This window comes from Streptomyces flaveolus (assembly GCF_000716535.1).
GTDB lineage: Bacteria > Actinomycetota > Actinomycetes > Streptomycetales > Streptomycetaceae > Streptomyces > Streptomyces flaveolus_A.
In genome coordinates this window covers 389,552-409,792 of the sequence record NZ_JNWV01000004.1, presented here as the reverse complement: position 1 = coordinate 409,792, position 20,241 = coordinate 389,552, and the positions used below count along the sequence as shown (strand labels likewise).

Annotated in this window: 20 protein-coding genes; 13 read left to right on the top strand and 7 right to left on the bottom strand. The window is 73.0% G+C overall.

From position 1 onward, the window contains the following. On the top strand, positions 1 to 172 hold a 172-nt coding region (locus OO52_RS46895; RefSeq protein WP_283936497.1), incomplete at its 5' end, for an acetyl-CoA carboxylase biotin carboxyl carrier protein subunit. Positions 173 to 425: 253 nt separating this feature from the next. Here the strand turns inward: OO52_RS46895 and OO52_RS05620 are convergent. Together OO52_RS05620 and OO52_RS05615 are read right to left on the bottom strand one after the other, a co-directional pair. Continuing rightward, complete coding sequence (locus tag OO52_RS05620; protein WP_267881457.1) at positions 426 to 1,346, bottom strand: DeoR/GlpR family DNA-binding transcription regulator; 921 nt, start codon at positions 1,344 to 1,346, stop codon at positions 426 to 428. A 190-nt stretch (positions 1,347 to 1,536) separates the two neighbouring features. Beyond that, positions 1,537 to 2,985, bottom strand: coding sequence for an NAD(P)H-quinone dehydrogenase (locus tag OO52_RS05615; RefSeq protein WP_030659166.1), 1,449 nt, complete (start codon positions 2,983 to 2,985; stop codon positions 1,537 to 1,539). Positions 2,986 to 3,081: 96 nt separating this feature from the next. Here OO52_RS05615 and OO52_RS05610 point away from each other — a divergent pair, with 96 nt between their 5' ends. The 3 genes from OO52_RS05610 to OO52_RS05600 all read left to right on the top strand — a co-directional run bounded on the left by OO52_RS05610 (position 3,082) and on the right by OO52_RS05600 (position 6,844). After that, positions 3,082 to 3,519, top strand: coding sequence for a gamma-glutamylcyclotransferase (locus tag OO52_RS05610; RefSeq protein WP_014674593.1), 438 nt, complete (start codon positions 3,082 to 3,084; stop codon positions 3,517 to 3,519). Positions 3,520 to 3,642: 123 nt separating this feature from the next. Next, positions 3,643 to 4,467, top strand: coding sequence for a purine-nucleoside phosphorylase (locus OO52_RS05605; RefSeq protein WP_014674592.1), 825 nt, complete (start codon positions 3,643 to 3,645; stop codon positions 4,465 to 4,467). Positions 4,468 to 5,212: 745 nt separating this feature from the next. Beyond that, on the top strand, positions 5,213 to 6,844 hold the full coding sequence (locus tag OO52_RS05600) for a phospho-sugar mutase (RefSeq protein ID WP_030659163.1): 1,632 nt from the start codon (positions 5,213 to 5,215) through the stop codon (positions 6,842 to 6,844). A gap of 27 nt (positions 6,845 to 6,871) precedes the next feature. Here the strand turns inward: OO52_RS05600 and OO52_RS05595 are convergent, their stop codons facing one another. Continuing rightward, positions 6,872 to 8,518 carry a hypothetical protein gene (locus tag OO52_RS05595; protein WP_234339484.1) on the bottom strand — a complete coding sequence of 549 codons (1,647 nt, stop codon included), beginning with the start codon at positions 8,516 to 8,518 and terminating at the stop codon, positions 6,872 to 6,874. Positions 8,519 to 8,943: 425 nt separating this feature from the next. Next, positions 8,944 to 9,645: a PH domain-containing protein gene (locus OO52_RS05590; protein ID WP_030641537.1), complete on the bottom strand. Its 702-nt coding sequence runs from the start codon at positions 9,643 to 9,645 to the stop codon at positions 8,944 to 8,946. Between the two features lie 135 nt (positions 9,646 to 9,780). Here OO52_RS05590 and deoC point away from each other — a divergent pair, with 135 nt between their 5' ends. From deoC to OO52_RS05575, 3 genes are read left to right on the top strand one after another with little or no spacing between them, the layout of a single operon-like run. After that, positions 9,781 to 10,740, top strand: a complete 960-nt coding sequence (gene deoC / locus OO52_RS05585; protein WP_030641535.1) for a deoxyribose-phosphate aldolase — start codon at positions 9,781 to 9,783, stop codon at positions 10,738 to 10,740. A gap of 5 nt (positions 10,741 to 10,745) precedes the next feature. Beyond that, positions 10,746 to 12,182 carry an aldehyde dehydrogenase family protein gene (locus OO52_RS05580; RefSeq protein WP_030641533.1) on the top strand — a complete coding sequence of 479 codons (1,437 nt, stop codon included), beginning with the start codon at positions 10,746 to 10,748 and terminating at the stop codon, positions 12,180 to 12,182. Next, complete coding sequence (locus OO52_RS05575) at positions 12,175 to 13,059, top strand: aldehyde dehydrogenase family protein (protein WP_030641531.1); 885 nt, start codon at positions 12,175 to 12,177, stop codon at positions 13,057 to 13,059. Before OO52_RS05580 ends, OO52_RS05575 begins: the two co-directional genes overlap by 8 nt. A gap of 90 nt (positions 13,060 to 13,149) precedes the next feature. Here OO52_RS05575 and OO52_RS05570 read toward each other — a convergent pair whose 3' ends face one another. Beyond that, positions 13,150 to 13,551 carry a hypothetical protein gene (locus OO52_RS05570; RefSeq protein WP_030641529.1) on the bottom strand — a complete coding sequence of 134 codons (402 nt, stop codon included), beginning with the start codon at positions 13,549 to 13,551 and terminating at the stop codon, positions 13,150 to 13,152. A 160-nt stretch (positions 13,552 to 13,711) separates the two neighbouring features. On the opposite strand from OO52_RS05570, the gene OO52_RS05565 reads away from it, so the two are divergent. Next, positions 13,712 to 14,314 (top strand): uridine kinase family protein, encoded by a 603-nt coding sequence (locus OO52_RS05565; protein WP_030641527.1) that lies wholly within the window; start codon positions 13,712 to 13,714, stop codon positions 14,312 to 14,314. A gap of 164 nt (positions 14,315 to 14,478) precedes the next feature. Here the strand turns inward: OO52_RS05565 and OO52_RS05560 are convergent, their stop codons facing one another. Next, positions 14,479 to 15,228 (bottom strand): SigE family RNA polymerase sigma factor, encoded by a 750-nt coding sequence (locus tag OO52_RS05560; protein WP_030937188.1) that lies wholly within the window; start codon positions 15,226 to 15,228, stop codon positions 14,479 to 14,481. A 242-nt stretch (positions 15,229 to 15,470) separates the two neighbouring features. Here OO52_RS05560 and afsQ1 point away from each other — a divergent pair, with 242 nt between their 5' ends. The 5 genes from afsQ1 (at position 15,471) to OO52_RS05535 (ending at position 19,671) form a co-directional block, all read left to right on the top strand. Further along, complete coding sequence (gene afsQ1 / locus OO52_RS05555) at positions 15,471 to 16,148, top strand: two-component system response regulator AfsQ1 (protein ID WP_031024517.1); 678 nt, start codon at positions 15,471 to 15,473, stop codon at positions 16,146 to 16,148. Continuing rightward, positions 16,145 to 17,734 carry a sensor histidine kinase gene (locus OO52_RS05550; protein WP_030641522.1) on the top strand — a complete coding sequence of 530 codons (1,590 nt, stop codon included), beginning with the start codon at positions 16,145 to 16,147 and terminating at the stop codon, positions 17,732 to 17,734. The genes afsQ1 and OO52_RS05550 overlap by 4 nt, the downstream gene beginning before the upstream one ends. Next, a complete protein-coding gene (locus OO52_RS05545; protein ID WP_030641521.1) occupies positions 17,731 to 18,333 on the top strand; it encodes a hypothetical protein in 603 nt (200 codons plus the stop codon). Before OO52_RS05550 ends, OO52_RS05545 begins: the two co-directional genes overlap by 4 nt. Before the next feature lie 465 nt (positions 18,334 to 18,798). After that, positions 18,799 to 19,362 carry a VanZ family protein gene (locus OO52_RS05540; RefSeq protein WP_030641520.1) on the top strand — a complete coding sequence of 188 codons (564 nt, stop codon included), beginning with the start codon at positions 18,799 to 18,801 and terminating at the stop codon, positions 19,360 to 19,362. 108 nt (positions 19,363 to 19,470) lie between these two features. Then, positions 19,471 to 19,671, top strand: coding sequence for a PspC domain-containing protein (locus OO52_RS05535; protein ID WP_030641519.1), 201 nt, complete (start codon positions 19,471 to 19,473; stop codon positions 19,669 to 19,671). Positions 19,672 to 19,760: 89 nt separating this feature from the next. Here the strand turns inward: OO52_RS05535 and OO52_RS05530 are convergent, their stop codons facing one another. After that, a complete protein-coding gene (locus OO52_RS05530; protein WP_030641518.1) occupies positions 19,761 to 20,144 on the bottom strand; it encodes a hypothetical protein in 384 nt (127 codons plus the stop codon). Positions 20,145 to 20,241: the final 97 nt, after the last annotated feature.

Here is a 20,241-nt window from a genome sequence, read left to right as displayed (position 1 = left end):
CGCCGTCGAGGAGGGCCAGGAGGTCAAGGAAGGCGACCTGGTCGTCGTCCTGGAAGCCATGAAGATGGAACAGCCCCTCAACGCCCACAAAGCCGGCACGATCAAGGGCCTGACCGCCGAGGTCGGCGCGTCCATCACGTCGGGCGCGGCGATCTGCGAGATCAAGGACTGACCCGCCCCGAGTCCCGTCCCCACGCCCGGCGAACCGCCCCGGTCCGCCGGGCGTGGCGTTTCCGCCCGCCCGTTAGGAGTAAGGGCGGGCCACGCACGGCCGCATGCTCCGGGCGGATGAACCAGCCGCCCGGCTGGTACGGGGCGGGTGATCGAGGGAACGATTCCCCGTCGGTTCGGTGAGGCTGTGGACCGGCTGCGGTCGCCGGTTACCGGTTGCCAGGGGCCGGCCGGGTCCCGGGGCCCCGTCAGCACTACCGGCGGCGCAGGTCGGCGACGCGGCCTCGGTCTGTGGTTGCCGGTTCGCCCAGGCCTGTGGTGGAGCGGAGGGCGGAAGAGCCCGGTACGTGGCCCCTGCGCGGTCCCGGCAGGGGAGCGCGGCGGCCCGCCGGGACCTGGTCACCCCCCGGGTTCCCGCTCGCCCCCGTGACGGCGATCTGCACGCCCTGGTCGGCGAGCGCCTGCAACTCCGTGGCGGCGCGGTCGTCGTGGGGCGGGGGTTCGTCGGTGACCAGCCGGGTGATGAGGTCCGTCGGCACGGTCTGGAACATGGTGTCCGTGCCGAGCTTGGTGTGGTCGGCGAGGACCACGACCTCCGCGGCGGCCTGGACGAGGGCGCGGTCGACGGATGCCGAGAGCATGTTGGAGGTGGACAGGCCGCGCTCGGCCGTCAGCCCGCTCCCGGAGAGGAAGGCCTTCGACACGCGCAGACCCTGGAGGGACTGCTCCGCGCCGGAGCCGACGAGGGCGTAGTTGGAGCCGCGCAGGGTGCCTCCGGTCATCACGACCTCCACCCGGTTGGCGTGGGCCAGCGCCTGGGCCACCAGGAGGGAGTTGGTGACGACCGTCAGGCCCGGCACGCGCGCGAGCCGGCGGGCCAGCTCCTGTGTGGTCGTACCGGCCCCGACCACGATGGCCTCGCCTTCTTCGACGAGGCCTGCGGCGAGGTCGGCGATGGCCGTCTTCTCGGCGGTCGCGAGGTGGGATTTCTGCGGAAAGCCGGACTCTCGCGTGAACCCGCCCGGCAGTACCGCACCGCCGTGCCGGCGGTCGAGGAGTCCTTCTGCCTCCAGTGCCCGCACGTCCCGCCGTACGGTCACTTCGGAGGTCTGGACGACGCGGGCGAGCTCACGGAGCGACACGGCACCGTTCGCTCGCACCATTTCAAGGATCAATTGGCGACGTTCAGCAGCGAACACGAAACTGACAGTAACCCCAGCGACCGTCTGCTTTCAGCAGTTTGCGCCGAATAACAGAAGTTGTTCGCATGGCAGGGCGGGAAGTGGTATAGCACCCTCCCGCCCCGACTATGCCGACCGCATGCGCCACAACACCCCCTGAACAGGGGGAAGTCGACACCGGCCGTCAGGCCTCCGCGCTCGCCTTGCGGGTGTGGAGCTGCCGGGCGACCTCCGCGATCGACCCCGAAAGGGAGGGGTACACCGTGAACGCGTTCGCGATCTGTTCGACCGTCAGATTGTTGTCGACGGCGATCGAGATGGGGTGGATCAGTTCCGAGGCGCGGGGCGCCACCACCACGCCGCCGACGACGATCCCGGTACCCGGCCGGCAGAAGATCTTCACGAAGCCGTCCCGGATGCCCTGCATCTTGGCGCGCGGGTTGCGCAGGAGCGGGAGCTTGACGACCCTCGCGTCGATCTTGCCCGCGTCCACGTCCGCCTGGGTGTAGCCGACGGTGGCGATCTCGGGGTCGGTGAAGACGTTGGACGACACCGTCTTCAGGTTCAGCGGGGCCACCGCGTCGCCCAGGAAGTGGTACATGGCGATACGTCCCTGCATGGCGGCGACCGACGCGAGAGCGAAGACCCCGGTCACGTCACCGGCCGCGTAGACGCCGGGAGCGGTCGTCCGGGACACCTTGTCCGTCCAGATGTGACCCGACTCGCGCAGCTTGACGCCGGCCTCCTCCAGACCGAGGCCCGCGCTGTTCGGGATGGCACCGACGGCCATCAGGCAGTGCGTGCCGCTGATGACCCGGCCGTCGGCCAGCGTCACCTCGACCCGGTCGCCGACGCGCTTGGCGGACTGCGCGCGGGAACGGGCCATGACGTTCATGCCACGGCGCCGGAAGACGTCCTCCAGGACGGCGGCGGCGTCCGGGTCCTCACCCGGCAGCACGCGGTCGCGGGACGACACGAGCGTGACCTTCGACCCCAGGGCCTGGTACGCGCCGGCGAACTCGGCACCGGTCACGCCCGACCCGACCACGATCAGCTCTTCCGGCAGCTCGGTGAGGTCGTAGACCTGGGTCCAGTTGAGGATGCGCTCGCCGTCGGGCCGGGCGTCGGGCAGCTCGCGCGGGTGGCCGCCGGTGGCGATGAGGACCGCGTCGGCGGTGAGGGTCTCCTCCGTGCCGTCGGCGGCGGTGACGACGACCTTCCGGGACCCGTCCAGGGCCTGCATGCCGTCCAGCCGTCCGCGCCCGCGCATGACCCGGGCGCCGGCGCGGGTGACGGAGGCGGTGATGTCGTGGGACTGGGCGAGGGCCAGCCGCTTCACCCGGCGGTTGACCTTCCCTAGGTCCACGCCGACCACCCGGGCCGCCTGCTCCAGCGGCGGGGTGTCGTCGGCGACGATGATGCCCAGCTCCTCGTAGGAGGAGTCGAAGGTGGTCATCACCTCGGCCGTAGCGATAAGGGTCTTCGACGGCACGCAGTCGGTCAGCACCGACGCTCCGCCCAGACCGTCGCAGTCGACGACGGTCACCTCCGCGCCGAGCTGAGCGGCCACCAGCGCCGCTTCGTATCCGCCGGGTCCGCCACCGATGATCACGATCCGAGTCACGTACTCCATTGTCCCGCACGCTTCAAGGTGCTACTGCCCGGGGGCGCCACCGGCTCGCTCGCGGGACGCCCGGGGCGCGCGGTGCGCCTGCCGTACCCTCTCCCCATGTCGCTCTATGCCGCGTACGCCGGCAACCTCGACGCGCGCCTGATGTCCCGCCGCGCCCCGCACTCGCCGCTGCGCGCCACCGGCTGGCTGAACGGCTGGCGGCTGACCTTCGGCGGCGAGCAGCTCGGCTGGGAGGGTGCGCTGGCGACGATCGTCGAGGACCCGCTGGCCGAGGTCTTCGTGGGGCTGTACGACATCGCACCCATGGACGAGGAGTCGCTCGACCGGTGGGAGGGCGTGGGCCTCGACATCTACCGCCGGGTGCGCGTGCGCGTGCACACCCTGGACGGGGAGGAGCCGGCCTGGGCGTACGTCCTCAACGCCTACGAGGGCGGCCTGCCGTCGGCGCGCTACCTGGGCGAGATCGCCGACGCGGCGGAGTCCGCGGGGGCCCCGCACGACTACGTGATGGAGCTGCGCAAGCGCCCCTGCTGATCCTTCGCGGAACGTTTTACCCCTGTTTTTCCTGGCGTTTGTGGAAAACGACAAGACAACGAAGGCAAACCCGTGGGCTCTGTCATCTACGCGCGTAGGCGAAGACCGGTTACCCTCATCGGCGTGAACGCATCTCTTCTTCCGGACGACATCCAGGGCGACCCCTACGCCGCCGCCGACGCCGCCGCCGCGCGCCTGCGCGCGCTCACGGGCGCCGAGACCCACGACGTCGCCCTCGTGATGGGCTCCGGCTGGGCTCCGGCCGTCGACGCCCTGGGGGCACCCGACGCCGAGTTCCAGGTCACCGAGCTGCCCGGCTTCCCGCCGCCGGCCGTCGAGGGCCACGGTGGAAAGATCCGCTCGTACTCCTTCGGTGACAAGCGCGCCCTGGTCTTCCTGGGCCGCACCCACTACTACGAGGGCCGCGGGGTGGCCGCGGTCGCGCACGGCGTCCGTACGGCCGTCGCCGCCGGATGCAAGACGATCGTGCTGACCAACGGCTGCGGCGGTCTGCGCGAGGGCATGCGGCCCGGCCAGCCGGTGCTGATCAGCGACCACATCAACCTGACGGCGACGTCCCCGATCGTCGGCGCGAACTTCGTCGACCTGACGGACCTGTACTCGCCGCGCCTGCGCGCCCTGTGCAAGGAGATCGACCCCACGCTGGAGGAGGGCGTCTACGCCCAGTTCCCCGGCCCGCACTACGAGACCCCGGCCGAGATCCGCATGGCCCGCGTCATCGGTGCGGACCTGGTGGGCATGTCCACGGTCCTGGAGGCCATCGCCGCCCGCGAGGCCGGCGCCGAGGTGCTCGGCATCTCGCTGGTCACCAACCTGGCCGCGGGCATGACCGGCGAACCCCTCAACCACGAGGAGGTCCTCCAGGCCGGCCGCGACTCGGCAGCCCGCATGGGCGAACTGCTGGCGCGGGTACTCGGCAGGATCTGACGCGGGTACCGGGCAGACTCCGAGAAGGCACCGCGCTCGGCTTCGTTCGGCCGGGGCGGTGTCGCTGCTGCGGCTTCGGCCGGGGCGGTGTCGCTGCTGCGGCTTCGGCCGGGGCGGTGCCGCTGCCGCGGCTTCGGCTGAGACGCTGTCGGGGCCGCGGCTTCGGGGCTGGCTTCGCCCGGGGCCGCTTCGGGGCCGGCTTGGGGTGGGGCGCTGCGCTCGGCTTCGAGCGGCGGCGGTGCTTGCGGCGTGGCTTCGAGGGGCGGTACTGCTGGCGGCTTCGCGCGGCCAGAGTGCTGCGGGTGGCTTCGAGCGGCGGCGGTACTGCTGGCGGCTTCAAGCGGCCAGAGTGCTCTGGGCGGCTTCAAGCGGCCAAAGTGCTCTGGGTGGCTTCAAGCGGCCAAGTGCTGCTGGCGGCTTCAAGGGCGCAGAGTGCTGCGGGTGGCTTCGAGCGGCGGCGGTACTGCCGGCGGCTTCAAGCGGCCAGAGTGCTGTGGCATGGCCGTGAGCGCGTGGTGCTGCCGGCGGCCGAACGCGGTGCCGGCCGTGGCTGTGCGCGGTGCTGCCGCGGCTGTGCGCGGTGCGCGGGCCCGAGTGGCGCGCGATGCCGCAAGCGCCCTACCCGGGGGCGGGCCGTTCGTCCGCTTTCCAGCCGACCGAGTCGGGTGGCGGGTAGGGCGGAGGACGGGGGCTGGGGGCGGACCCCCAGTTGGACCAGGCAAACACAGGAGAGGTTGATCCCAAGGTGCACGACGATCTCATCGCCCGGGCCAAGGCCTGGCTCGCCGAGGACCCGGACCAGGAGACCCGCGACGAACTGGCCGAACTGATCGACGCCGGTGCCGTCAAGGAGCTGTCGGCCCGCTTCTCCGGCACACTCCAGTTCGGCACCGCCGGCCTGCGGGGCGAGCTGGGCGCCGGCCCGATGCGCATGAACCGCAGCGTCGTCATCCGCGCCGCCGCCGGCCTCGCCGCGTACCTGAAGAAGAACGGCCACCCCGGCGGGCTCGTCGTCATCGGCTACGACGCCCGCCACAAGTCCGCCGACTTCGCCCGGGACACCGCCGCCGTGATGACCGGCGCCGGCCTGCGCGCCGCCGTACTCCCCCGCCCGCTGCCCACCCCCGTGCTGGCCTTCGCGATAAGGCACCTCGGCGCGGTCGCGGGCGTCGAGGTCACCGCCAGCCACAACCCGCCCCGGGACAACGGCTACAAGGTCTACCTCGGCGACGGCTCCCAGATCGTCCCGCCCGCCGACGCGGAGATCGCCGCCGAGATCGACGCGATCGCCTCCCTGCACGACGTACCCCGTCCGGAGAGCGGCTGGGAGACCCTGGACGAGTCGGTCCTGGACGCCTACCTCGCCCGCACGGACGCCGTACTGGACCCCGCCTCCCCCCGCACCGCCCGCACGGTCTACACGGCGATGCACGGCGTCGGCCGGGACGTCCTGCTGGCCGCGTTCGCCCGCGCCGGCTTCCCCGAGCCGGTGCTGGTCGCCGAGCAGGCCGACCCGGACCCTGACTTCCCGACGGTCGCCTTCCCGAACCCGGAGGAGCCGGGCGCGATGGACCTGGCGTTCGCGCGGGCCCGCGCCACCGACCCGGACCTGGTTATCGCCAACGACCCCGACGCGGACCGCTGCGCGGTGGCCGTGAAGGACGCCGGCGACTGGCGGATGCTGCGCGGCGACGAGGTCGGCGCCCTGCTCGCCGCCCACCTGGTCCGCCGTGGCGCCCAGGGCACCTTCGCCGAGTCGATCGTCTCCTCCTCCCTGCTCGGACGCATCGCCGAGAAGGCGGGGCTGCCGTACGAGGAGACCCTGACCGGCTTCAAGTGGATCGCCCGCGTCGACGGCCTGCGCTACGGCTACGAGGAGGCCCTCGGCTACTGCGTGGACCCGGAGGGCGTGCGCGACAAGGACGGCATCACCGCCGCGCTGCTGATCACCGAGCTGGCGTCCGTGCTGAAGGAGGAGGGCCGTACCCTCCTCGACCTGCTCGACGACCTCGCCGTGGAGCACGGCCTGCACGCCACCGACCAGCTCTCGGTGCGCGTCCAGGACCTGTCGCTGATCGCGGACGCGATGCGCCGCCTACGGGAGCAGCCGCCGACCGAGCTGGCGGGCCTGCCCGTCGTCCGCGCCGAGGACCTGACCCGGGGCACGGAGAAGCTGCCGCCCACGGACGGCCTGCGCTACACCCTCGACGGCGCCCGGGTCATCGTCCGCCCCAGCGGCACCGAGCCGAAGCTGAAGTGCTACCTGGAGGTCGTCGTACCGGTCTCCGCGCACGCCGACCTGCCGGCCGCCCGCGCCCGCGCGACCGAGCTGCTGACGGCCGTCAAGCGCGACCTGTCGGCGGCCGCCGGCATCTGATCCCCGGGGGCCCTGTTGTCCCTGCTGTCACCACAGGAACAGCAGGGCCGCCGTCCAGCCGGCCGCGAGCACCAGCGCCAGGGGCCACAGCGGCCGGCCCCGCCGGCCCGCGTCGGCGGGTACGGACGGGCGCAGCGAAGGGTCGCGCCACAGGGCGGTGATCTCGCTCGCGGCCCGCTCGTGCGGATGCAGAAGCCCGAACCGGCGCTCCAGCCAGGGCCAGCGGGGAGCGGTCGCCGACCAGGGTGTGAAGGAGGCCCGCCGGCTGTCCACCTTCAGCTCGCCGCCCGCGCACTCGACGGTCCTGATCTCGTCCCACGGGATGTGCCGGGGGCGGCGCAGCCCGTTGAACCACAGCCCCTCGCTGTCGGCCGTGATCCGCCAGGCGAGCCAGTGGGGCAGCCACAGCGCCCCGACGAGACCGGCGAGGGCACCGAGCACCAGACGCCACCCACCGGCCTCGCCCCAGAAGAAGCCGGTGCCCCACAGCACCAGCAGCAGCGCGCACAGCCGGTGCAGCAGCCCCGCCCCCCACTGCCGTGCGTCCGCCGGCCCCGAGCCGCCCGCCTGACCCGCGACCGCCTCTTCGGCCGACCGGCGCAGCTCCGCGTACGCCGCCTGCCGGGCCGCCCGGCGCTTCTCCTCGGACGTCAGCCGCCGTACCGACGCCTCGGACAGCGGCCGCACGGGCCCCGACGACCGTTCCGGCACCGGCGGCGTCCCCGCCTTCTCGGCGGCCGCGACCAGCAGGATCTCGGCACCGTCGCAGGGCACGCCGTACAGCAAGGCCTCCCGCAGCGGCCCCGGCCCCGCCCGCTCGACCCGCGCCAGCATTTCCCGCCACTCCTCCCGCTGCTCCTCGGCCTCCTCGCCATCCCCGTCGTCCCCGTCGTCCGCCCCGGTGTCCTGGACCTCCGTGACGGCGGCGCAGAACAGGGGACGGACCCCGGCAGTGTCGTCGGCGGCGAAGACCTCGGTGTCGCCGTCGGCGCCCTCCCGCACCAGCACCCGCAGCACGGGCGCCGCCGCCGCGCGCAGGACGGTGGCGCGGCGGCGGCCCAGCAGCCCGGAGACGAGCGCGGTCAGTCCGTGGCCCGCCACCAGCCAGGCGAGCGCCGGCAGCGCCCGCGCCCCCTCGCCCGTCTGCGGGCCGTGGGCGGGCAGGACGGCGACGGCACCGAGCCCGAGCGCGAGCAGGATCCCTCCGCACCCGATGAGGAACAGGCCACGGGGCAGGGACCGGCCGGCGTCCGGCAGCGGCGCGGTCACCCCACCGGCCGCTTCCCGGGCCCGCTCCCGCTGCCGGCGCCGTGCCACCAGCCGCAGTACGGCCACCGCCCAGACCGACGCCAGGACGACCACGGCGACCGGCCACAGCCTCCCGGGCCGCAGCACCGCCAGCAGCACCGCGAGGACGGGCGCCGACACCGGCACGATCTCCGGGCGCACGCACAGCCACAGCATGTGCAGCGCGAGCAGGGCCGCCGCCCACGGGCGCCATCCGGCGGGCAGCGCCAGCAGCAGCGTGGTCCCCGTGGCGACGGCGGACGCGATCATCAGGTGCCCGGTCAGGGAGGGCAGCGGCACCCAGCGCGGCGGCAGCGCGTCGAGCCAGCGGCGGGTGTGTGCACCGCTCCAGGAGGGGCAGCCGGCGGGCAGGGCGGAAGCGGGCAAGGGCAACGGCCGTCCAGGGGGCGCGCTCATTACATTCCAGACACTCGACAGCGGCGAACGGTTGGGGTCCCACGACTGCCGGCCGCCACGACGGCCACCCGCGCCGAACCTCCCGGTCCCGGCTATGAGCGAGCAGCGCGCCACCGTGGAAAACCCGAGCCACCCGGCCGGCAGATCACGCAGAGAGCACGCCCCTCAGCCCTAGGAACACCGAGCCCCCGCTGCTCCCCCACGAGCAGACGCCCCGGCACCGGGCAGCACCCGTCAGCCCGCCCTAGCCCTGACCCTGGCTGTGGCCCTGGCCCCTGATCTGGCCCTGACCGTGCCTGGCCTGGCGCTTACTCCGACCCTGGCCCGGCTCCGACCCCCGGCCCCTGGCCCCGCCCCCGGAACCAACCGCAAACGCCCCCGGCCCCCCGTACCCCTCAGCCCACCGCCAGCAGGATCGCCAGCAGCACCGCTCCGGCGACCGCGGGCGCGGCCACCTCGTAGGCCCAGCGCACGGTGATCTCGCCCTGCGCCGACTCGGTCTGCCCGCGCCGCTCCAGGATCTCGCCCAGGTCGGCCATGATCTGGTCGCTCTCCGCCCGGGCCGGCCCCGCCTCCGGGCCGCGCACGCTGAACCCGCCGAAGCCGAGGCCGCTCGGTGCGAGCGCCCCGCCCCGGCCGCCCCGGGCCGTGCCGCGGGCCGCGTCCGCCGCCGCCCGCTGCTGCCGGCGCACCGCCTTCTTGCGGGCCCGCAGCGAGACGGGGACCGCCCACAGCTGGTACTTGGCGCCGGACTTGGCGAGGACCTCGTTGGAGTAGCCGGAGCGCAGGCCGGCGATCTCGCCCCAGGGCAGGGTGATCACCCGGAACGGGTTGCGGACGCGCAGCCGGTCCTCGCCCGCGAACACCGCCGGGCGGAGCGTGAAGGCGAGGACCAGCGGCACGATGAGGATCATCCCGGCCAGCGCCAGCCACGGGGTGCGGCCGTGGCCCTTGAACAGGGCGTCGAAGCCCAGCCACAGGACGAGCAGGAGCAGCAGCGAGCCGCCCACCAGCCCCAGGGGCGAGCGGTAGACGCGGTCCTTGACGGCGGGTGCCGGAGGCGGTGACGCGGGTGACGGGTGGTCCGGGGTGGTCATGGCCCCGATTCTGCACGACGCCGTCCGTGGTGCGGCCACGCGCCCGTGAACCGGCGCTCATCCGTGATCTCGGCCTCGGGGCGAGCACCGGGGGTGTACAGCCGCTACGCGCGTAGATATGCTCGTCTGGTGACCATGCCCACTACCGCACCCACAGCTCACGCTCTGGCTGACGTCACCGCGTCCGACAGCACGCTGCGCCGCTTCCTCCACGGGCTGCCCGGCGTCGACGCGGTCGGCCTGGAGGCGCGCGCCGCGTCCCTCGGCACCCGATCCATCAAGACCACCGCGAAGGCGTACGCCATCGACCTCGCCATCTCGATGGTCGACCTGACGACGCTGGAAGGCGCGGACACCCCGGGCAAGGTCCGGGCGCTCGGCGCCAAGGCGGTCCGTCCCGACCCCACGGACCGCACGACCCCGGCGACGGCCGCGGTCTGCGTCTATCCCGACATGGTGGCCGTCGCCAAGGAGGCCGTCGCCGGCTCCGGCGTGAAGGTCGCCTCGGTGGCCACCGCCTTCCCGGCCGGCCGTGCCGCGCTCGACGTGAAGCTGGCCGACGTCCGTGACGCCGTCGCCGCCGGCGCCGACGAGATCGACATGGTCATCGACCGGGGCGCGTTCCTCGCCGGCAAGTTCCTGAAGGTGTACGACGAGATCGTCGCCGTGAAGGAGGCCTGCGGGACGAGCGCCCGCCTCAAGGTCATCTTCGAGACCGGCGAGCTGTCGACGTACGACAACATCCGCCGCGCCTCCTGGCTCGGCATGCTGGCCGGCGCCGACTTCATCAAGACGTCGACGGGCAAGGTCGCCGTCAACGCCACGCCCGCGAACACCCTCCTGATGCTGGAGGCGGTCCGCGACTTCCGGGCCCAGACCGGCGTCCAGGTCGGCGTGAAGCCGGCGGGCGGCATCCGCACCAGCAAGGACGCGATCAAGTTCCTGGTCCTGGTCAACGAGACCGTCGGCGAGGACTGGCTGGACAACCACTGGTTCCGCTTCGGCGCCTCCTCGCTCCTGAACGACCTGCTGATGCAGCGCCAGAAGCTGGCGACCGGCCGCTACTCCGGCCCCGACTACGTGACGGTGGACTGATCCCCATGGCATCCGCATTCGAGTACGCACCCGCGCCCGAGTCCCGCTCGGTCGTCGACATCGCCGCCTCGTACGGCCTGTTCATCGACGGCGAGTTCACCGAGGCCGCCGACGGCAAGGTCTTCAAGACGGTCTCCCCGTCGACCGAGGAGGTCCTCGCCGAGGTCGCCCAGGCCGGCGCCGAGGACGTCGACCGTGCCGTCAAGGCCGCCCGCAAGGCGTTCGAGAAGTGGTCCGCGCTGCCCGGCTCCGAGCGCGCCAAGTACCTGTTCCGCATCGCCCGGATCATCCAGGAGCGCAGCCGTGAGCTGGCGGTCCTGGAGACGCTGGACAACGGCAAGCCGATCAAGGAGACCCGCGACGCGGACCTCCCGCTGGTCGCCGCGCACTTCTTCTACTACGCGGGCTGGGCCGACAAGCTCGGCCACGCCGGCTTCGGCCCGGACCCGAGGCCGCTGGGCGTGGCCGGCCAGGTCATCCCGTGGAACTTCCCGCTGCTGATGCTGGCGTGGAAGATCGCCCCGGCCCTCGCGACCGGCAACACGGTCGTCCTGAAGCCCGCCGAGACCACCCCGCTGTCCGCCCTGTTCTTCGCGGACATCTGCCGCCAGGCGGGCCTGCCCAAGGGTGTCGTCAACATCCTCCCGGGCTACGGCGACACGGGCGCCGCGCTGGTCGCGCACCCGGACGTGAACAAGGTCGCCTTCACCGGTTCCACGGCCGTCGGCAAGGAGATCGCCCGCACGGTCGCCGGCACCCGCAAGAAGCTCACCCTCGAACTGGGCGGCAAGGGCGCCAACATCGTCTTCGACGACGCGCCGATCGACCAGGCCGTCGAGGGCATCGTCACCGGCATCTTCTTCAACCAGGGCCAGGTCTGCTGCGCGGGCTCCCGCCTCCTGGTGCAGGAGTCGATCCAGGACGAGCTGCTGGACTCCCTCAAGCGCCGCCTGTCCATGCTCCGCCTCGGCGACCCGCTGGACAAGAACACCGACATCGGCGCGATCAACTCCGCCGAACAGCTCGCGCGGATCACCGCGCTGGCCGAGCGGGGCGAGGCGGAGGGCGCCGAGCGCTGGTCCCCGGCCTGTGAACTGCCCTCCTCCGGTTACTGGTTCGCCCCGACGCTGTTCACGAACGTCACCCAGGCGCACACCATCGCCCGCGACGAGATCTTCGGCCCGGTGCTGTCGGTCCTCACCTTCCGCACGCCCGACGAGGCCGTCGCCAAGGCGAACAACACCCAGTACGGCCTCTCGGCCGGCATCTGGACCGAGAAGGGCTCGCGCATCCTGGCCGTCGCGAACAAGCTGCGCGCCGGTGTCGTCTGGTCCAACACGTTCAACAAGTTCGACCCGACCTCGCCGTTCGGCGGCTACAAGGAGTCGGGCTTCGGCCGCGAGGGCGGCCGCCACGGCCTGGAGGCGTACCTCGATGTCTGACCGACTCAGTGTGTTCAAGACCTACAAGCTGTACGTCGGCGGGAAGTTCCCGCGTTCCGAGAGCGGCCGGGTGTACGAGGTGCAGGACTCGAAGGGCAACTGGCTGGCCAACGCTCCGCTGTCCTCCCGCAAGGACGCCCGTGACGCGGTGGTCGCCGCGCGCAAGGCGTTCGGCGGCTGGTCCGGCGCGACCGCCTACAACCGCGGCCAGGTCCTCTACCGCGTCGCGGAGATGCTGGAGGGCCGCAGGGAGCAGTTCGTCCGGGAGGTCGCGGACGCGGAGGGCCTGTCGAAGTCGAAGGCGGCGGCCGTCGTGGAGGCGACGATCGACCGCTGGGTCTGGTACGCGGGCTGGACGGACAAGATCGCCCAGGTGATCGGCGGCGCCAACCCGGTCGCGGGCCCGTACTTCAACCTCTCCTCCCCGGAGCCGACCGGCGTCGTCGCCGTCCTGGCCCCGCAGGAGTCGTCCTTCCTCGGCCTGGTGTCCGTCGTGGCCCCGGTCATCGCCACCGGCAACACGGCGGTCGTGATCGCCTCCGAGAAGGCCCCGCTGCCGGCCCTGTCCCTGGGCGAGGTGCTGGCCACCTCCGACGTCCCCGGCGGTGTCGTCAACGTCCTGTCCGGCCGTACGGCGGAGATCGCGGCGCCGCTGGCCGCGCACCAGGACGTCAACGCGATCGACCTCGCGGGCGCGGACGGGGAACTGGCGAAGGAGCTGGAGATCGCCGCGGCCGACAACCTGAAGCGCGTACTCCGTCCACAGGCTGTGGATTACTTCGAGACGCCCGGCATCGATCACATGACGGCGTTCCTGGAGACGAAGACCGTGTGGCACCCGACGGGGTCGCTGGGCGCGGCGGGTTCTTCCTACTGACGGGGTCCCCGGTGGGGAACTGCGGCTGCCGGCCGGCCGCGGGCGCGTGGTGGCTCGTCGCGCAGTTCCCCCACCCCGTCCGGGGTGCCCTCAGCGGCCCGGGGCTCCGAGGACCTGCCCCAGCACCGGGACGCTGCCGAGCGAGGGCGCCTGGGCCAGCGGGCGCGTCAGCGCCTGGGAGCCGACCGGCTTGAAGTCGGCCACCTGCGTGCCCACGCCGTTGTCGAGCGGGTCCACGCCCGTGCCCGCGAGCGGGTTCGGCTTGAGGCCCGCGACCGGGCCGGTCACGTAACCCGCCATGCCGGTCAGGGCGCGTGCGCCCGCCTGGGGGTCGACGTTGCCGAGGTTCGCCGGGCGGTGGTTGAGGCCCACTCCGGGGATCGAGTCGGCGGACGCCGTCGCCGCCCCCGCGCCCAGGGCCGCTCCGGCGGTCGCGAGGACGATCAGGGCGCGCTGCGCGGTGGAGTGCAGGGGGGAGGTGTGTCGGGCCATCGCTGGTGCCACCTTCTGGTGCGCAGGGTAAGGGTGTCGACACGTAGGGTAGTTGAGGCGAGACTCACGCTCAAAAGCCGACCCGCGGGGTCGGCAGGGCGCCCCCCATGCGTCAAACTGGTGTTCCGTGAGCATTCATCCCCCGGCCCCCGCCCGTGTCGTGCTGCTGTGCGGCCCCTCGGGCTCGGGCAAGTCACTCGTCGCCGCCCGTTCCGGGCTCCCCGTGCTGCGCCTGGACGACTTCTACAAGGAGGGTGACGATCCGACTCTGCCCCTGGTGGAGGGGAGTTCGGACATCGACTGGGACCACCCGGAGTCGTGGGACGCGGACGTCGCCGTCGAGGCCATCGCCCGGCTGTGCGCCACGGGGTCGACGCCGGTGCCGGTGTACGACATCTCGCTGAGCGCCCGTACCGGCGAGGAGACGCTGCACATCGGCCGTACCCCGCTGTTCATCGCGGAGGGCATCTTCGCCGCGGAGATCGTCGAGCGCTGCCGGGAACTGGGCCTGCTCGCGGACGCGCTGTGCCTGTCCCGGGGCCCGGTCACCACCTTCCGGCGGCGCTTCCTGCGCGATCTGAAGGAGGGCCGCAAGTCGGTGCCGTTCCTGCTGCGCCGCGGCTGGCGGCTGATGCGCGCGGAGCGGTCGATCGTCACCCGCCAGGTGTCGCTCGGCGCGCATCCCTGCGACCGGGACGAGGCCCTGGGCCGGCTCGAGGCAGCGGCGGCGGGCCGTCAGGCACGGCAGCGGACGGCGGCGTAACGCTCGTACGCGCCTCGACCGCGCCTCGTGGCACAGAGAAAGGGGCTGGTAGGCCCCCCCGGCCCACCAGCCCCGCTCTCGTTGCTCCCCCGCTTTCCCCCGTGTTCCCCCGCAGGTCCACCCCCCAGTGGCCCCCCGGTTCTCCCCCGTTGTCCCCCCGGACCTCAGGCGACCAGTTCGCCGAAGGTGTCCTCCTCGTCACGGCCGAAGCTGAGGACCTCGTCCTCGCGCAGCCGGCGCAGCGAGCGCCAGATGCTGGACTTCACCGTGCCGACACTGATGCCGAGGATGTCCGCGATCTCCGGGTCCGTGCGGCCCTCGTAGTAGCGCAGGACCAGCATGGTGCGCTGGAGTTCGGGCAGCCGGGCCAGCGCCTGCCACAGGACCGCGCGCAGCTCGGTGCCGCGCATCGCGTCCGTCTCGCCGGGCGTCTCCGGCAGTTCCTCGGTCGGGTACTCGTTCAGCTTGCGGCGCCGCCAGGCGCTGATGTGCAGGTTGGTCATGGTGCGGCGGAGGTATCCGCCGACCGCGGCCTTGTCGCTGATCCGGTCCCACGCCTTGTACGTCGAGAACAGCGCGCTCTGCAGCAGGTCCTCGGCCTCGAAGCGGTCGCCGGTCAGGTGGTAGGCGGTGGCGTACAGGGAGGCGCGGCGCTCCTGGACGTAGGCGGTGAACGCCGCTTCGGCATCCACAGCCTCGGCCGGAGAACGACGCTCCCCCGAGTCCTCCCTGTACGCGGCTCCCCCGTGAGCCTCCCCCCGTGCGTCAACCACCGCCATGTACGCGGTGTGCTGACGCCCGGTGCCGCGAGCGCACCCCCGCCCGCTCACAGCACCGGACTTCTCGTTGCCCCGGTGCACGTCGTGCAGACGCGTGACCACTGCGCTGGTGCTGATGCTGTGCAGCGTGTTCATCTCGCGCTCCCCGTCGTGGACTTCCGGTGACTCTGTCCTGCCCCGGGCTGGTTCCGGCCGGCGGCCTTGCCCGTGCCCAAAAGACTGCCGGGGTGACTTCATGGCCATGTCTGCCGACTGTCACAGACCTGTCACAGGGGTCCCGCCCAGGGAGGTCACACACCGCGCACAGGTGGTGGCGCTATGGATGGCCTGGTACCGGCAGGTCGTACGGCGACCCCTCCATGGGCCAGAATGAGCCCGTGCCTTCCCTGTTGCTGATCGAGGACGACGACGCCATCCGTACGGCCCTGGAGCTCTCCCTGACGCGCCAGGGACACCGGGTGGCCACCGCTGCCAGCGGCGAGGACGGTCTGAAGCTGCTGCGCGAGCAGCGGCCGGACCTCATCGTGCTGGACGTGATGCTGCCCGGCATCGACGGGTTCGAGGTGTGCCGGCGCATCCGGCGCACGGACCAGCTGCCGATCATCCTGCTGACCGCGCGCAGCGACGACATCGACGTCGTGGTCGGACTGGAGTCCGGCGCCGACGACTATGTCGTCAAGCCGGTGCAGGGGCGGGTGCTGGACGCCCGGATCCGGGCCGTGCTGCGGCGCGGGGAGCGGGAGTCCAGCGACTCGGCGACCTTCGGCAGCCTCGTCATCGACCGGTCGGCGATGACCGTCACGAAGAACGGCGAGGACCTCCAGCTGACCCCGACCGAGCTGCGGCTGCTGCTGGAGCTGAGCCGGCGGCCCGGTCAGGCGCTGTCCCGGCAGCAGCTGCTGCGGCTGGTGTGGGAGCACGACTACCTCGGTGACTCGCGCCTGGTCGACGCGTGTGTGCAGCGGCTGCGCGCGAAGGTGGAGGACGTGCCGTCGTCGCCGACGCTCATCCGTACCGTCCGTGGTGTCGGCTACCGCCTGGACGCCCCTCAGTGACCGATACGCAAGGGGGGCTGCGCGGCTGGGCCGCGGGGCGCAAGGGAAGTCTGTCGCGGCTCAGGTTCACCAGCCTCAGGCTGCGACTGGTCGTCGTCTTCGGGCTGGTGGCCCTCACGGCCGCCGTGTCGGCGTCCGGCATCGCCTACTGGCTCAACCGGGAGGCCGTGCTCACCCGCGCCCAGGACGCGGTGCTGCGCGACTTCCGGCAGGAGATGCAGAACCGCGCGGGCGCGCTGCCGGAACACCCGACGCAGGACCAGTTGCAGCGCGCGGCCGGCCAGATGGCCGCCAGCAGCCAGCACTTCAGCGTGCTCCTGGTCGCCCGGGACGCCGACGGCAAGACCGTGTACGGCAACTCGGGCGGCATCAACGGCTTCTCGCTGGAGGACGTGCCCCGGTCGCTGCGGGCCGCCGTGACCAAGCGGCAGAAGGTGACCGACTCCAACAAGGAGCCGTACCACCTGTACTGGCAGCGGGTCGTGGACCACGGCACGCCCTACCTGGTGGCCGGTACGCGCGTGATCGGCGGCGGTCCGACCGGCTACATGGCGAAGTCCCTGGAGCCGGAGGCCAAGGACCTGAACTCGCTGGCCTGGTCGCTGGGCATCGCCACCGGGCTCGCGCTGATCGGCGCCGCGCTGCTCGCGCAGGCCGCCGCCACGACCGTGCTGAAGCCCGTGCACCGGCTCGGCGTGGCCGCGCGACGGCTCGGCGAGGGCAGGCTGGACACCCGGCTGCGGGTGTCCGGCACCGACGAACTCGCCGACCTGTCACGGACGTTCAACCTCGCGGCCGAGGCGCTGGAGCAGCGGGTCGCGGAGATGGCCGCGCGGGACGATGCCTCGCGCCGCTTCGTGGCCGACATGAGCCATGAGCTGCGGACGCCGCTCACCGCCATCACCGCCGTCACGGAGGTGCTGGAGGAGGAGCTGGAGGCGGAGACCGGCAGCATGGACCCGATGATCGAGCCCGCCGTCCGGCTGGTGGTCAGCGAGACCCGGCGGCTGAACGACCTCGTCGAGAACCTGATGGAGGTCACCCGCTTCGACGCGGGCACCGCCCGGCTGGTCCTGGACGACGTCGACATCGCCGACCAGATCACCGCGTGCATCGACGCCCGCGCCTGGCTGGACGCCGTCGAGCTGGACGCCGAGCGCGGCATCCACGCCCAGCTGGACCCGCGCCGGCTGGACGTCATCCTCGCCAACCTGATCGGCAACGCGCTCAAGCACGGCGGGTCGCCGGTGCGGGTGTCGGTCCGGGAGGCGGACGACTCGATCGAGATCCAGGTCCGCGACCACGGGCCCGGCATCCCGGAGGACGTCCTCCCGCACGTCTTCGACCGCTTCTACAAGGCGAGCGCCTCCCGGCCGCGCTCCGAGGGCAGCGGGCTAGGCCTGTCCATCGCCCTGGAGAACGCCCACATCCACGGCGGCGAGATCACCGCGGCCAACTCCCCGGAGGGCGGGGCGGTGTTCACGCTCCGGCTGCCACGGGACGCCTCCCGGCTGACCGAGGAGGACGGCGGGGACACCGAGGGCGGCGAGACCGGCCACGACGGTTCGGGGAAGGAGGGGTCATGACCGTACGACGCCTGCTGGCGCTGCCCCTCCTGGGCGTGCTGCTCACCGGCTGCGGCATCCGGGCCACCGAGGTGCCGACCGACTTCGGGCCGGCGCCGTCCCGGGTGCCGTGCTCGCTGGCCGGGCCCGATGTGTCCGCGCAGTCCTCGCGCGGGGTCCCGGTGCAGGTGTTCCTGCTGTGCGGGGCGTCCCTGGTGGCCGTCGACCGGACCGTGCGGGTCCCTGAGGGAACCCCGGACGCCCGGCGGCGGGTGATCGTGGCGCAGGGGCTGCTGGACCAGCTCGCCACGTCGCCGTCCGCCGCGGAGCGCTCCGCGGGCTATACGACGCACGTGCCGGGCGGCCTCCGGGTGAGCGGGCCCGGCCCGAAGGACCCCGAGGACACGCTCCGGCTGAGCACGGCTCCGTCGGGGCTCACCTCCTACGCACTGGCCCAGCTGGTGTGCACCCTGTCCGACTCGGCGGCGACGGAGGACGACGGCTCGGTCATCCTGGCCGGCCCCGCCCCGGACCCCCTGCGCCGCTACGCGTGCACGGACCAGGTCCGCGACCACCCGGGCACCACACAGCCGCCGTCCAGCGGGGTGCCGGGCGCCTAGCGCTGCGCTTGGCTGGGGCGGCGTAACGGTCGGCCTTCGCCGGGGGGCGTCGTGGCGACCTTGGCGGGGGCGTCGTGGCGGGGGCCCTTGGCGAGGCGGCGTGACAGTTGCCCTGCGCCGTGGCGAGGGGAGCGGGTTCCCGCCGTGGGGCCCGCGTCCGTCGCCCGGCTGCGGATCCGTGGTGGCCGCTCGCGCGGTTCCCCGCGCCCCTTCGGGGCGCTTCCCGGCTGCGGAGTGCCGTGCGGCCGCAGCTGCGGGCAGTCGTGCCGCCGGGGCGGCACGGGTGGGCGCAGCGGCACCTTGCCGGCGCCGGTGAGCGCCCCACCCCCGGCCCGCGGGAGCACCCCGCAGGTACCGGTACCGGGCAGGTGAGCCGAGCCCGCCGCCCAGCCGCCGCACACGGCACACAAGCCAAAACGTTTCCACGGCGGAACCAATCGGCCCCGCCCCCGCGTCTAGGGGGTCGTGCAGCGTCAAGGCTCCATCGGCGGCAGCGCCGCGATCCGCATCCGTGTGACAGGAGGTGTCCTCCTCGTCGCACATCTCGCCCTCGTCGCCTGGCTGATGCTGCGCCCCCTGGACGTCCCCTGGGTGATGCCCCCGAACCTGCGCCCACTGGCCGGCATCCGGGCCGACCTGGCGCTGGGCTGGCCCCAGGCGGTCAGACCCCTCGGTGAGGGTCTCGCGCTGCTCGCCCCGCTGGGCGTGCTGCTGCCGATGGCGCACGGCAGGCTCACCGTCTCCCCGGTCGCGTCCCTGATCCGTACGGCCGCGGCCGGCGCCCTCGTCTCCCTCGGCATCGCCCTGTTGCAGACCGGCGTGCCGGGCAGGGTCGTGGACGTCGACTCGCTGCTGCTGAACACGGCGGGAGTCGTCCTGGCCCACCTGGCCGTCGTACCGGCGGCCCGCGCCCGGCTGCGACGCCGGGACGTGCGGGAGTCCGGCGCGCCCGAGCCGGCGGTCACCGTCCAGGAGGAGCTGTCTCAGGGCCGTACCCCGACGATTCCCAGGGTCGGGATCGCCCCTTAGAGTGATGCTTCGTCCCCTTCGTCTCCGTACCGTAGAAGGCAGTTGAGGGGTCCCACACGGGGCCCGCCACCGGCTCGTGAGCGAGCCGACGACCACGGAGGAGCCGACATGACCGCCCTTGCCCGCCCCACCCACGGCCGCATGATCGGCGGAGTCTGCGCCGGACTGGCCCGGCGCTTCGGCACCTCGGCGACGACGATGCGGGTGATCTTCCTGGTGTCCTGCCTGCTGCCGGGCCCGCAGTTCCTGCTCTACATAGCGCTGTGGCTGCTGCTGCCGTCCGAGGACAAGGCCCGCACCGCCTGGTGAGCCCGGGCACCCGCGCGGGCGCGGGCACGCCACAGGGGCGCGTCCGGACCTACCGGAGCGCCCCCGCACGCGTCGGACAGGAGCCGGGCTCAGCCGACCGGGATCCCGTTGATCGGCACTCCGTGCGTGGGCAGACCCCGCACCGGCAGTCCGCCGAGCAGGCCGGCGGCCGGCTTGGTCGGCCCCCCGGCGCGGACGCCCTTGGCGACAGGCCGCCCGGCGGCCGCACCCTTGCCGACGGCCGGCAGAGCCGCGGCGACACCCCGCTTGGCCACGGGCTTCACCGTCTTCACGGCACCGCTGTCCGGCAGCGCCTCGACGATCTGCTCGGGCGGCAGGGCCCTGGTGACGGTGTTCAGCGCCTGGCCGGCGTCGGGGCTGGCCGGGGCCGCGTCGGCCGCGCCCGCACCGGCGGCGGCGAAAGCGGCGCCGAGGGCGGCGACACCGAGGGTCTTGGCAGCAGACTGCTTCATGGTGAATGCGTCCTTGCATGCGGAGACGGGAGATCACGAACGATCTGAGCGGTCCACGACCGTAAACATCCGCGGCCACCCGCCGCAAACACCGAAA

Excerpts from the sequence above, each read along its gene's own strand:
- OO52_RS05615 (WP_030659166.1), bottom strand. The coding sequence starts at position 2,985 with ATGGAGTACGTGACTCGGATCGTGATCATCGGTGGCGGACCCGGCGGA.
- OO52_RS05610 (WP_014674593.1), top strand. The coding sequence starts at position 3,082 with ATGTCGCTCTATGCCGCGTACGCCGGCAACCTCGACGCGCGCCTGATG.
- OO52_RS05590 (WP_030641537.1), bottom strand. The coding sequence starts at position 9,645 with ATGACCACCCCGGACCACCCGTCACCCGCGTCACCGCCTCCGGCACCC.
- deoC (WP_030641535.1), top strand. The coding sequence starts at position 9,781 with ATGCCCACTACCGCACCCACAGCTCACGCTCTGGCTGACGTCACCGCG.
- OO52_RS05580 (WP_030641533.1), top strand. The coding sequence starts at position 10,746 with ATGGCATCCGCATTCGAGTACGCACCCGCGCCCGAGTCCCGCTCGGTC.
- OO52_RS05575 (WP_030641531.1), top strand. The coding sequence starts at position 12,175 with ATGTCTGACCGACTCAGTGTGTTCAAGACCTACAAGCTGTACGTCGGC.
- OO52_RS05570 (WP_030641529.1), bottom strand. The coding sequence starts at position 13,551 with ATGGCCCGACACACCTCCCCCCTGCACTCCACCGCGCAGCGCGCCCTG.
- OO52_RS05560 (WP_030937188.1), bottom strand. The coding sequence starts at position 15,228 with ATGAACACGCTGCACAGCATCAGCACCAGCGCAGTGGTCACGCGTCTG.
- OO52_RS05545 (WP_030641521.1), top strand. The coding sequence starts at position 17,731 with ATGACCGTACGACGCCTGCTGGCGCTGCCCCTCCTGGGCGTGCTGCTC.
- OO52_RS05535 (WP_030641519.1), top strand. The coding sequence starts at position 19,471 with ATGACCGCCCTTGCCCGCCCCACCCACGGCCGCATGATCGGCGGAGTC.
- OO52_RS05530 (WP_030641518.1), bottom strand. The coding sequence starts at position 20,144 with ATGAAGCAGTCTGCTGCCAAGACCCTCGGTGTCGCCGCCCTCGGCGCC.